This is a genomic window from Ruegeria sp. ANG-S4 (assembly GCF_000814005.1).
Classification (GTDB): Bacteria; Pseudomonadota; Alphaproteobacteria; order Rhodobacterales; family Rhodobacteraceae; genus Ruegeria.
Map to the genome: position 1 here is coordinate 471,808 of NZ_JWLK01000005.1, position 12,576 is coordinate 484,383.

Here is a 12,576-nt window from a genome sequence, read left to right on the forward strand (position 1 = left end):
CAGGGACCAGCGCCGTCTTGCCAATGATAAGGATAGAGCATGCAAGAGCCTCTGAACTCCTCATACCCCGTTCTTCCGCTGCGCGATATTGTGGTGTTCCCACATATGATCGTGCCGCTGTTCGTGGGCCGAGACAAATCGGTCCGCGCGCTGGAAGAGGTAATGCAGGATGACAAGCAAATTCTGTTGTCCAGCCAGATCGACCCCGGCGTTGATGATCCGGATGTCGACGGTATCTACCGGTCCGGTGTGCTGGCCAATGTTCTGCAACTGCTGAAGCTGCCCGACGGCACCGTCAAGGTGCTGGTCGAGGGACAGGCGCGGGTGCAGATCACCGAATTTCTTGAAAACGAAGACTTCTTCGAAGCTCGGGCAGAGTATCTGACCGAGATTCCGGGTGACGTGACGACAACTGAAGCGTTGTTGCGCACTGTCGCGGATGAGTTTGAGCGCTACGCGAAAGTGCGCAAGAACATCCCCGAAGAAGCGCTGACCGCGGTCGGAGAGACCACAGAACCCGCCAAGCTGGCAGACCTTGTGTCAGGCCATCTGGGTATCGAAGTCGAGCAAAAGCAGGAACTGCTTGAGACGCTCTCTGTCAGCGAGCGGCTTGAGAAGGTCTATGGCCTGATGCAAGGCGAAATGTCGGTTCTGCAGGTCGAGAAAAAGATCAAGACCCGTGTCAAATCCCAGATGGAGAAGACGCAGCGCGAGTACTATCTGAATGAGCAGATGAAGGCCATTCAGAAGGAACTTGGCGATGGTGAGGACGGCTCCAACGAAGTTGCCGAGCTGGAAGCCAAGATCGCTGAGACCAAGCTGTCGAAAGAGGCCCGCGAAAAGGCTGAGGGCGAGCTGAAAAAGCTCAAGAACATGTCCCCGATGTCCGCCGAAGCAACTGTCGTGCGCAACTATCTGGATTGGATCCTGTCGCTGCCGTGGGGCACCAAGTCGCGCGTCAAAAAGGATCTGGGCCGGGCGCAAGAGATCCTCGACGACGATCACTATGGTCTTGAGAAGGTCAAAGAACGGATCGTCGAGTATCTGGCGGTTCAGCAGCGTTCGAAAAAGCTGAAAGGCCCGATCCTGTGCCTTGTTGGCCCTCCGGGTGTGGGTAAAACCTCGCTGGGTAAGTCCGTTGCCAAAGCCACGGGGCGCGAATTCATTCGCATCTCGCTGGGTGGGGTGCGCGACGAATCCGAAATCCGCGGCCACCGTCGGACCTATATCGGTTCGATGCCCGGTAAGATCATCCAGGCGCTTAAAAAGGCGAAAACCACGAACCCGCTGATCCTGCTCGACGAGATCGACAAGATGGGGCAGGACTTCCGTGGCGACCCTGCGTCCGCGATGCTTGAGGTGTTGGACCCCGAACAGAACAACACGTTCATGGACCATTATCTTGAGGTGGAATATGACCTGTCGAACGTGATGTTCCTAACCACGTCGAACAGCTATAACATGCCCGGGCCTCTGCTGGACCGGATGGAGATTATTCCACTGGCCGGGTACACCGAAGAGGAAAAGAGCGAGATCGCCAAGCAGCATCTGATCGCGAAACAGATCAAGAACCATGGTCTGAAGGCCAAGGAGTTTGAACTGACCGATGAGGCACTGCAGTCGATCATCCGTACGTATACCCGCGAGGCTGGTGTGCGGAACCTCGAACGTGAGATTGCCAAGGTGGCGCGGAAATCGCTGACGAAGATCATCAAGAAAGAGGCGGAAACCGTCACGGTTACCCCGGACAATCTGGATGACTTCCTTGGCGTGCCCAAGTTCCGCTATGGTCTGGCTGAACAGGATGATCAGGTCGGCGTTGTCACCGGTTTGGCATGGACGTCCGTTGGTGGTGACCTGCTGCATATCGAGGCGCTGAAGCTGCCGGGTAAAGGTCGGATGAAGACCACTGGTAAGCTGGGCGATGTGATGAAGGAATCCATCGACGCGGCCTCATCCTATGTGCGGTCGATTTCGCCCAAGATCGGCGTGAAGCCTCCTCAGTTCGACAAGATCGACATCCACGTGCACGTGCCCGATGGCGCGACGCCCAAGGATGGTCCCTCGGCCGGTCTGGCGATGGTGACGTCGATTGTCTCGGTCCTGACCGGCATTCCGGTGCGCAAGGACATCGCCATGACGGGTGAGGTTTCGTTGCGCGGCAACGCGATGCCAATCGGCGGGTTGAAGGAAAAACTGCTGGCGGCATTGCGCGGCGGGATCAAGACGGTTCTCATCCCCGAAGAGAACGAAAAAGACCTGGCCGAGATCCCGGACAATGTGAAGGAAGGGCTGGAAATAATCGCGGTCAAGCATGTGTCCGAAGTTCTCGAGCACTCGCTGATGCGCAAGCCCGAACCAATTGAATGGGATGAAGCAGCAGAGGAGGCGGCTGCCGCTGCGGCTGCGTCCTCGGACACGTCTGGGCCATCAGCTACGGCGCACTAAATGGCGCGATAAATTATCGGAAAAGGCGGGGTGCATGCCCGCCTTTTTTATAGCCCGATCACGGGCTTTCGCGGGTCAAGAACTTCTTCTTCCGCGATGTATTCGTTGAACTTTCGTTTGGGCAGCGCGGACCGAACGGCGAGCGTAAAAATAACAGCCGAGAAAACAACGCACAGCAGAATATCCCATCCGAACGGAATTTGCCTCAACGCGCCGTCTCCGAACTGACCAAAGAGTGAGATCAGGCCAACTCCCGCGAAGTAGGGCATGAGCCACAGCGCCTCGGTGACATCCATGTCGTCAAGGCGCCCTCGGAATCGGACAAGCAAAAGGGCTTTGCCAACCAGCAAAGCGATCCCCAGACGCCAAACGGTGTCCCAACCGCTCCAATACACGATCAATGTTGCGATGGCGAAGGCTGACAGGCCGACAAGGCGAACTGCAGGGATACGGATGGATCTGGGATGATCCGACAGCAGGTCGCGCAGGCAGACGACCGCGATGGGGCCGACGGCAAAGGACATCACGATTGCAGCGCCGTTCAGGGCGATGACAGTCGTGAACGGGACCGTCAACAGAAACAGGGTGCCTATCAGGAAATTCAAAGCCAAGGCCCAAAGTGGCACGCCAAAAGACGACAGAATCTGAATCCGCCGCGGCAAGAACCCGTTCTGAGACAGGGCGAGTGCGATGCGTGCGTTCGATCCGGTTGCGACCAGACCATTGCCGAATGGGCCAATGACCGATCCGACATTCAGCAGGCTGATGAACCAAAGGATGCCGACGGACATGATGACTGCATCCAAGGGGCCTTCGCCTCCGAAATTCAGGTTCGCCCAACCATTGACCAGCATTTTTGGGTCCAAGGCTCCGATGAAGGCCACTTGTAGGCCGATGTATATTGCCGCGCAAAGGACAATGGACAGGATCAGCGCAGCCGGGATCGCGAATTTTGGGTTGCGTACTTCCCCCGCCATATCGACGACATGGCGAAACCCGATGAACGAAAAAATGACGCCTCCGGTAGAGACTGCGGCCATGATGCCTTGCAATCCGTAGGGGGCAAACCCGCCCGGCTCCGAGAAGTTTTCGACAGTGAATCGGGTCGATATGAACAACACGGACAGCACAACGGGAATGGCGATTTTCGCCCATGTGAGCACTGCGTTTACTTGCGCAAAGAACTTAACGCCCAAAGCGTTAACCGCCACGAACAGCAGCATGAAAATCAGCGCCACCAAAACGCCGGCACCCGTCAGATCACCTGTCTCGGCCGCGTGCAACCAGGGCGCATAGGGCGCCAGGTATTTGAGCATGGCTTCCACCTCGATCGGCGCGGTGGTGTTGTATCCGATCCAAGCTGTCCAGCCCATCGCCATTGAGACGATGTTGCCGTGGGAAAACTGCGGCACACGGGCAATCCCACCCGGTATAGGCAGCATGGCGGAGATCTCGGCAAACGTAATTGCCAGAATGAACATCGCGACCGCGCCAATCAACCAGGACAGGATCGCTGCGGGTCCCGCGTTTTGGACGGCCAGCAGCGGTCCGAACAGCCAACCGGACCCGATTATTCCGCCAACTGAAATGAAGGTCAGACCAACAAGGCCGATTTCGCGTTTTAACCCTGCCATTCCGTTTCCAATCTGCGCTTCGTTTCAGCATAGCCATCGGACAGGATTCCGCACAAGTCTTCAGAAACAAGGAAAATTCTGCCTGTCAAACAAAGCAAAGCTGGATGTCTTCGATCAATAGAGTTGGAAAATACCGGTCACCTGGGGCAAGCTTGAAATCGGCGGCCATGCAGGAGAACCCAGGATGCCCCAATACAACGATCTGTTCGAGTTATCGATCGAAGACATGGATTTGATCGAAGAAGCCATGCGTCAAGCAATAGCCGCCAAAACTCATGTGGCCGCAGACGAAACCCCCCAAGACCGAGCCAATCGCGAGGAATTTGTGCGCAGAATGCACGAACTATTGGGACGGTTGCATGATCAGAAGATCTTCTACCGTCCAAAAGAAGGTGTCTATATCGGCGGTTAGAAACGGTGCGTGAAGAACTTGCGTTACGCACAAAAATGACCGTTTGAGTGGTGGGTGATAAGAGATTTGAACTCCTGACATCTTCGATGTGAACGAAGCGCTCTACCACTGAGCTAATCACCCGTGAAGCGGGGTATTACATGCTCTGGCAGGAAGCGACAAGAGGGGTGGTTGCGATAGCGTGCCGGGGCGACCACAAAATCGCGGGTCGCCGGGAAAAATCCGAATTCCGGAAAAAACTTGAAAACCCCGCTTGACGCTGCCCGACCGTGATCATAATACACCCAAACGTTCAACGACGAACGGGCAGCGGGCGGTTGTAGCTCAGTTGGTTAGAGTACCGGCCTGTCACGCCGGGGGTCGCGGGTTCGAGCCCCGTCAACCGCGCCATCGCTGCCAGCCTTTGATCCGGGCAAACGGGTCGCACAGAGACCCTAAATGCGCGGTTGTAGCTCAGTTGGTTAGAGTACCGGCCTGTCACGCCGGGGGTCGCGGGTTCGAGCCCCGTCAACCGCGCCATTTCTCATGTTCTGCACATAATAGAGACAATCGCGCTGTCGGTGCCGATCATGCGCGTAAATCATGTCAGGAGATGTCGGCAATATTGCATTCGTTCACACTTTGTTCTAACTTTTATGTTGGAGACTCAGCGTCGCTCGCCTATTTCTTAGACGTTGGTTGTTGGGGGCCGAAATGGCTGAGCTGAAGAATATTGAGGTGCGCGGCGCGCGCGAGCATAACCTCAAAAGCATCGATGTTGACATTCCACGCGACCAGCTGGTCGTGATCACCGGTCTTTCCGGTTCAGGTAAGTCTTCGCTGGCGTTTGACACGATCTATGCCGAAGGGCAGCGCCGCTATGTCGAAAGCTTGTCGGCCTATGCGCGCCAGTTCCTCGACATGATGGAAAAACCCGATGTCGATCACATCAGTGGTCTGTCTCCGGCGATTTCCATTGAACAGAAAACAACCTCAAAGAACCCGCGTTCAACGGTTGGTACCGTAACCGAGATTTACGACTATCTGCGCCTTTTGTTTGCCCGTGCGGGAACTCCGTACAGCCCTGCGACCGGCCTGCCGATTGAGGCGCAGCAGGTGCAGGATATGGTTGATCGCATCATGACGATGGAGGAGGGCACACGCGGCTATCTGCTGGCCCCGATCGTACGCGATCGAAAGGGTGAGTATAAGAAAGAGTTTCTGGAACTCCGCAAGCAGGGCTTTCAACGCGTGAAAGTCGATGGCGAGTTTTATGAACTGGACGAACCGCCGACGCTGGACAAGAAGTTTCGACATGACATCGACGTGGTGGTTGATCGTCTTGTGGTGCGCGAAGGGATGGAGACGCGGCTGGCCGACAGTCTGCGCACCGCCCTGGATCTGGCAGACGGTATAGCAGTTCTGGAGACTGCGCCGCGTGAAGGCGACCCGGAGCGCATAACCTTTAGCGAGAATTTTGCCTGCCCCGTCAGTGGCTTCACAATTCCTGAGATCGAACCACGGCTGTTTTCCTTCAACGCCCCGTTTGGTGCGTGCCCGGATTGTGACGGGCTGGGGGTTGAGCTGTTCTTCGATGAACGGCTGGTGGTGCCCGACCAGACGTTGAAACTCTACGACGGTGCGCTGGCTCCGTGGCGCAAAGGGAAATCCCCGTATTTCCTGCAGACCATCGAAGCCATCGCGCGCCACTACGAATTCGACAAGAACACACCGTGGAAAGATCTGCCTGAGAAGGTGCAACACGTGTTCCTGCGCGGTTCAGGTGATGAAGAGATTCAGTTTCGCTATGACGAAGGTGGCCGGGTTTATCAGGTGACGCGCAGCTTTGAGGGCGTCATTCCGAATATGGAACGCCGCTATCGCGAGACTGACAGTGCCTGGATACGCGAGGAATTCGAACGGTATCAGAACAACCGGCCCTGCGGTACATGCGACGGGTATCGTCTGCGGGCCGAGGCGCTGGCCGTCAAGATCGCGGGCCTGCATGTCGGTCAGGTCGTCGAAATGTCGATCCGCGAGGCCTTGGCCTGGGTCGAGGACGCGCCCAACCACTTGAGCGCCCAGAAAAACGAAATCGCCCGCGCGATTCTGAAGGAAATTCGCGAACGGCTTGGTTTCCTGAATAACGTTGGATTAGAATATCTTACGCTCTCACGCTCAAGTGGAACGCTATCAGGTGGTGAAAGCCAGCGAATCCGGCTGGCCAGTCAGATCGGCTCGGGCCTGACCGGTGTTCTGTATGTCTTGGACGAGCCTTCGATCGGCCTGCATCAGCGCGACAACGACCGGCTTCTTGGGACATTGAAAAACCTGCGCGATCAGGGGAATACGGTCATTGTGGTTGAACATGATGAGGAGGCCATCCGCGAGGCGGATTATGTGTTCGACATAGGTCCGGGGGCGGGTGTGCACGGTGGTCAGGTCGTCAGCAAAGGAACGCCGGATCAGATCGCGTCAGACGCGGCCTCGATGACGGGTCAGTATCTGGCCGGAACCCGTGAAATCGCGGTTCCGACCGAGCGGCGTAAGGGCAACAAGAAAAAAGTCTCGGTGGTCAAGGCCACTGGAAACAACCTCAAAAACGTTACGGTTGATTTCCCGCTGGGCAAGTTCATCTGCGTGACCGGAGTGTCCGGCGGCGGTAAATCGACACTGACGATTGAGACCTTGTTCAAAACCGCCTCGATGCGTCTGAACGGCGCCCGCCAAACCCCTGCACCGTGTGAGACGATCAAGGGGTTGGAGCATCTGGACAAGGTGATCGACATTGATCAGCGCCCGATCGGGCGAACTCCGCGTTCAAATCCAGCGACTTACACCGGGGCGTTCACCCCGATCCGCGATTGGTTCGCGGGCCTGCCCGAGGCCAAGGCGCGGGGGTACAAGCCCGGACGCTTCAGCTTTAACGTCAAAGGCGGGCGATGCGAGGCATGTCAGGGCGATGGCGTCATCAAGATCGAGATGCACTTTTTGCCAGACGTCTATGTCACCTGCGAAACCTGCAAAGGTGCGCGGTATAATCGAGAAACGCTCGAGATCAAGTTCAAGGGCAAATCCATTGCGGATGTGCTTGATATGACGGTGGAAGACGCGCAGGAGTTCTTTAAAGCCGTGCCATCGATCCGCGACAAGATGGATGCACTGGCGCGGGTCGGGTTGGGCTATATCAAGGTCGGTCAACAGGCGACAACGCTGTCGGGTGGCGAGGCGCAGCGGGTCAAGCTGTCGAAAGAACTCAGCAAACGATCCACCGGGCGCACGTTGTATATTCTGGACGAACCAACAACGGGCCTGCACTTCGAAGACGTGCGCAAGCTGTTGGAAGTGCTGCATGAATTGGTGGACCAAGGCAACACCGTCGTTGTGATCGAACACAACCTGGACGTGGTCAAAACCGCCGACTGGATCATCGATATCGGGCCCGAGGGTGGCGACGGTGGCGGTCAGATCGTGGCGGAGGGTACGCCGGAACATGTCGCAGATGTCGAAGGAAGCCACACTGGCCGCTATCTCAAGCAATTGCTGAATCCCGAAAGGGTCGCGGCCGAATAGGTTTCAGGTACGCGGCTGCTCAGGGGCAGCAAACGGCGTTCTTTCCGATTTTGGGTTTGACCAACGCCTAGTCTTCGGGGAACGTAAGCGCTTCGGACCCTAAGGGTTGCAACATTTTGGATACCGCGACGATGGGGACGGTACCGCCCGCGTATTGCCAACGCGGGCTACGGTCCTTGTCGATGATTTGGGCGCGGATTCCTTCCAGAATGTCGCCGTGCTCAATTGATCGGTAGGTGAACCGGTATTCGAGTTCCAAGGCCTTTCGAAGCGTCAGTGACGGGCCGCGCAACCTGTGCATCATCTCGATGGTGCAGGCCATGGACAGTGGTGAGTTCCGCTCCAGCGCGATGAGGGTTTTGCTGGAAAACTCATTGCCCAGCGTTCTCAGGTTGATCAGGTTGTCGGTCAGTGTTTCCCCGGCAAAACAACTGTCGATGTCCGCTTGCATGTCCGGCAGATCGCCTTTGGGGGGCGTTTTCGAATGCTCTGTGATGATATCGGCGCGGCCCGAGGCCTCGAGCATCTCGATCAAATCGGGCCATTCGCTTTGTGGTATGAAGTGGTCCGCGAATCCGGCCAGAATCGCGTCCGCCGGTCCCATGCGGTGACCGGTTGTGCCCAGATATTCCCCCAATCGTCCGGGGGCCAGCGCCAGCATGAGCGACCCACCCACATCCGGTACCAAACCGATACCGCATTCGGGCATCGAGATCCGAGAGGTTTCGCCAACGACCCTGTGGCTGCCATGGCACCCGATGCCGACGCCGCCACCCATAGTGTAACCCTGCAAAAAGGCGACGACTGGCTTCGGGTATTCGAAAATCAATGCGTTCAGGCGATATTCATCCCGCCAGAACTTGCGGCCATATTCAAGGTCACCGCGTTTGCCTGTTTCATAGAGTTCTGCAATATCGCCGCCTGCGCAAAAGGCCTTGTCGCCTTCGGCGTCCAGTACGATCAGATCGACGGCGTCATCTTCGCGCCATGCCCGCAACGCGCCGTCGATGGCCAAACACATCTCATATGTCAGAGCGTTCAGGGCTTTGGGGCGCGTCAGGGTGATGCGTCCGGCGCGACCGGTTGTACGGATGTCGATGTCGGGCATGGGGTCCTCAGTGATGGGTCAGCATCTGACGCGATACGATGACCCGCATGATTTCATTTGTGCCTTCCAATATCTGATGCACGCGCAGGTCGCGCACAAGTTTTTCGATGCCGTAATCCGCAAGATACCCATAGCCGCCATGCAATTGCAGGCACTGATCCACGATCTTCGATCCGGTTTCGGTCACGAATTTCTTGGCCATCGCGCAGAATTTGGTTGCATCCGGCGCGTTGGTGTCCAGTTTCCAAGCGGCCTGTCGCAGAAAGATCCGCGCCGCCTGCAGTTCGATTTCCATGTCGGCCAGACGGAATTGCAGAGCCTGGAACTGATCGATGCTTTGGCCGAATGCTTTCCGCTCGGACATGTACTGCAAGGTTGCATTCAGCCCCGCCTGCGCCGCACCCAGCGAACATGAGGCGATGTTCAGGCGGCCTCCGTCCAGACCCATCATGGCGTATTTGAATCCGTCCCCTTCGACCCCGACCAAATTGGCAGAGGGGATTTTGCAATCATCGAACTGTACTTGTGCGGTGGGCTGGCTTTTCCAGCCCATTTTTTCTTCCAAGGCCCCGAAGCTGAGGCCTTGGGTGCCGTCCTCGACATAAACAGTCGAAATTCCCTTGGGCCCGTCATCCCCCGTTCTGACCATGCAAACATATGCGTGGGAATACCCACCGCCCGAAATAAAGGCTTTCGTTCCGTTCAGCGTGAAGCCTTCGTTAGTTCGCTCGGCCCGTGTTTTTAACGCCGCGGCGTCAGAGCCCGAGCCTGGTTCCGTCAGGCAATAGCTGAGAACGGTATTCAGGCTAAGAACGTCCGGCATGATCTGCGACTTCAAAGCGTCGCCTGCGAAACTGTCCAGCATCTTGGCGCACATGTTGTGGATCGACAGAAAAGCAGCGACCGAAGGGCAGGCCATCGAGAGCGCCTCGAACACCAGCGTCGCATCCAGTCGGGACAGACCGGACCCGCCTGCATCCTCGGAAACGTAGAGGCCGCCAAACCCCAACTCTCCGACTTTTGGCCACAGGTCTTTCGGGATGGTGCCCTCCGCCTCCCATTGGCGGGCAAACGGGGCGATGTGATCCTGTCCAAAGGCATAAGCCATGTCGAATATGGCTGTCTGTTCCTCGGTCAGCGCGAAATCCATAGCGTCGGGTCCTGTGGTCTGTAGAATTGAACGAGCGTTTTATTCCGCAATTCTTACAGAAGTTTTGCAGGCGGGCAATCGGTCGTCTGTACCATCTTTGACTAAAGATCCGCGTGGAATTCTTCGATCAGATGTTCGACAACCGCCTTGCCGGGATCTGCGCCTCTGGCCGCAGCCTCGGCATAGACCCGTCTTTGCCGCGTTGAGGAGGTTCCGTTCTCGGCAATCTGACGCAGACGGGCCAATTCGGTCATGGTGCCAAGCGCTTCGGCGTCCTCGGCCAACAGCCCCATCAACTCGCCCATCAACTCGGCCATGGGCGTAATCGATCGGTCTCCGAAGTCAATCAAACCTTCTCCCACGCCGTATCTTTGCGCCCGCCAGCGGTTTTCGCCTATCAGAAAGCGATCGTATTGGCGCCAGCGCAGATTGCGGGCCTTCAGGCGGCATAACATACGGGTCAGTGCCTGTGTCAGCGCTGCAAGGGACAGGGTATGTTCCATCCGCGGCTGTACGTCCATGATGCGGGTTTCCAGTGTCGGAAAGCGGTGCGAGGGGCGAAGGTCCCACCAGATTTTCGAGGTGTCCTCGATCACTCCCAGATCAACCAGAACGCCGGTCGTTCGCTCGTATTCCGTCCAGCTTCCAAACACCGGGGGTAGGCCGGTGCGCGGTAAGTTGTCGAAAACGGTCAGGCGGTAGGATGACAACCCCGTATCCTCACCATTCCAATAGGGCGACGATGTCGAAAGGGCCAGCAGATGCGGCAGGAAATAGGCCAGTTGCGGCATCAGGTCAGCCCGCAAAGCCGAGTCCTCAACACCGACATGAACGTGCATTCCACAGATCAGCATGCGGCGCGCCACGCCACCCAAGGCGTGTTGCAGCGCGTCATACCGTTCCTTTCGTGTGTGATGCTGGTCTTTCCAGTTGGCAAACGGATGACATGACACAGCGATGGGGGCGAGGTTGAATTCGGCGGCCCGTTTGGCAACGCAGGATCGCAGGCGCTTGAGATCTTCGCGCGCGCTCTTGATCGTTGCATGCGGGCGCGTTCCAACTTCGATCTGACATTGAAGGAACTCGGGGCTGACCTGGCCTTGAAAGTCTGCCTGGCAGGCATCCATCAGCGCATCCGGGGCTTCGGCAAGGTGAAGGCTGTCCTGGTCAACCAGCAGATACTCTTCCTCGATGCCCAGCGTAAATTCCTGCTGCATGGCGACCCCCGTCGTTCAGGTTGGACCAGTGAATACGGAAATTTCCAGTTTGCCAAGGGTTTGACGCAGTACGGCTTGCGAAGGGCCTTGGTGCAAGGGTATGGAACGCCGGTACAACGAAGCTTCGGAGCCGCCCGCGTGAAACCCAGAAAATTCCCCCGGATCAACGCCGTTCTAGACCGGTTTGGCGTCAAACTGATCGACAAAACGCCTGAACGGCAGGAACGCGCACGGCTAGAAGGCTTTGAACATGCCGGGGGCTTGACGCGTCCGGCCTATGCGCTGTCTCCGGGAATGGAAGAGTTCGATATTTCGCAACTTGTTTCCGAGTATCAGCAACATGCCGATGCGCTTGCTGCGTTGAAGGATCCGGCACGCAACAAGACAGGTTATCGCGTCGGCAATGGTTATTATGACAGTCCGGACGCTGACGCGCTTTACCTGATGGTGCGACGTTTTCAGCCGCAGCGGGTTATCGAGGTCGGTTGCGGCAACTCGACACGGGTGACCCGTCAGGCTGTCATCGACGGCGGATTACAGACAACCATCACGGCGATCGACCCGTACCCGCGCGCCGATATCGCGCACGTCGTCGATACGTTCGAACAAAAACGACTGGAGGAAGTCGACCCGGCGGTTTTCGATCAATTGGAGGCCGGCGACATTTTGTTCATCGACTCCAGCCATGTTGTGCGGATGAGCAATGATGTGGCCCATCTGTTCTGCAAGATCATTCCGTCACTAAATCCGGGTGTCGTGATCCATGTGCACGACGTTTTTCTGCCGTACGAATACCCCAAGCGGTTTTTCTATGACTGTCCCGGCTGGGGCGAGCAGTACATGCTGCATGCGCTGCTTCAATCTGGCGCGTTTTCAATGCTTTGGCCGGGCTATTTCCTGCAACAGACGCGTCCGGATGCCATGGAATCCTTGCCGTTTCTGAACGACGGTCGGGCGCAGAGTATTTGGGTGCAGGTCAAATAAGTTTGATCCTAAAGTGATCCGCCGTCGCAGTGCTGCCGTACCCCTTTCCATAACCAATCGGAGAGGAGAAG

General features: G+C 56.9%; 8 protein-coding genes and 3 tRNA genes. 6 read left to right on the forward strand and 5 right to left on the reverse strand.

Features of this window, described 5'->3' with window-relative positions; genetic code table 11:
• The first annotated feature begins 39 nt into the window (after positions 1 to 39).
• Positions 40 to 2,448, forward strand: coding sequence for an endopeptidase La (gene lon, locus RA28_RS15210; protein WP_039530447.1), 2,409 nt, complete (start codon positions 40 to 42; stop codon positions 2,446 to 2,448).
• A 47-nt stretch (positions 2,449 to 2,495) separates the two neighbouring features.
• Here lon and RA28_RS15215 read toward each other — a convergent pair whose 3' ends face one another.
• Positions 2,496 to 4,082 carry an APC family permease gene (locus RA28_RS15215; protein WP_039530449.1) on the reverse strand — a complete coding sequence of 529 codons (1,587 nt, stop codon included), beginning with the start codon at positions 4,080 to 4,082 and terminating at the stop codon, positions 2,496 to 2,498.
• 184 nt (positions 4,083 to 4,266) lie between these two features.
• On the opposite strand from RA28_RS15215, the gene RA28_RS15220 reads away from it, so the two are divergent.
• Entirely contained in the window at positions 4,267 to 4,494 is a 228-nt protein-coding gene (locus tag RA28_RS15220; protein WP_039530451.1) for a hypothetical protein, read from the forward strand.
• 48 nt (positions 4,495 to 4,542) lie between these two features.
• Here the strand turns inward: RA28_RS15220 and RA28_RS15225 are convergent.
• A tRNA-Val gene (locus RA28_RS15225) sits at positions 4,543 to 4,617 on the reverse strand.
• A gap of 190 nt (positions 4,618 to 4,807) precedes the next feature.
• Between RA28_RS15225 and RA28_RS15230 the strand changes: the two genes are divergently transcribed.
• From RA28_RS15230 to uvrA, 3 genes are all read left to right on the forward strand, one after another.
• Positions 4,808 to 4,884: transfer RNA gene (locus RA28_RS15230), tRNA-Asp, on the forward strand.
• A gap of 52 nt (positions 4,885 to 4,936) precedes the next feature.
• Positions 4,937 to 5,013, forward strand: a tRNA-Asp gene (locus RA28_RS15235).
• Between the two features lie 174 nt (positions 5,014 to 5,187).
• Positions 5,188 to 8,046: an excinuclease ABC subunit UvrA gene (gene uvrA / locus RA28_RS15240; protein WP_039530454.1), complete on the forward strand. Its 2,859-nt coding sequence runs from the start codon at positions 5,188 to 5,190 to the stop codon at positions 8,044 to 8,046.
• A gap of 67 nt (positions 8,047 to 8,113) precedes the next feature.
• Here uvrA and RA28_RS15245 read toward each other — a convergent pair whose 3' ends face one another.
• From RA28_RS15245 to RA28_RS15255, 3 genes are all read right to left on the reverse strand, one after another.
• Positions 8,114 to 9,154, reverse strand: coding sequence for an enoyl-CoA hydratase/isomerase family protein (locus tag RA28_RS15245; RefSeq protein WP_039530456.1), 1,041 nt, complete (start codon positions 9,152 to 9,154; stop codon positions 8,114 to 8,116).
• 7 nt (positions 9,155 to 9,161) lie between these two features.
• Positions 9,162 to 10,304, reverse strand: coding sequence for an acyl-CoA dehydrogenase family protein (locus tag RA28_RS15250; protein ID WP_039530458.1), 1,143 nt, complete (start codon positions 10,302 to 10,304; stop codon positions 9,162 to 9,164).
• A 101-nt stretch (positions 10,305 to 10,405) separates the two neighbouring features.
• Positions 10,406 to 11,521 carry a carboxylate-amine ligase gene (locus RA28_RS15255; protein WP_039530461.1) on the reverse strand — a complete coding sequence of 372 codons (1,116 nt, stop codon included), beginning with the start codon at positions 11,519 to 11,521 and terminating at the stop codon, positions 10,406 to 10,408.
• 138 nt (positions 11,522 to 11,659) lie between these two features.
• Between RA28_RS15255 and RA28_RS15260 the strand changes: the two genes are divergently transcribed.
• The gene (locus tag RA28_RS15260) at positions 11,660 to 12,505 is read left to right on the forward strand and encodes a class I SAM-dependent methyltransferase (protein WP_039531682.1); all 846 of its coding nucleotides are present in this window, start codon (positions 11,660 to 11,662) and stop codon (positions 12,503 to 12,505) included.
• Positions 12,506 to 12,576: the final 71 nt, after the last annotated feature.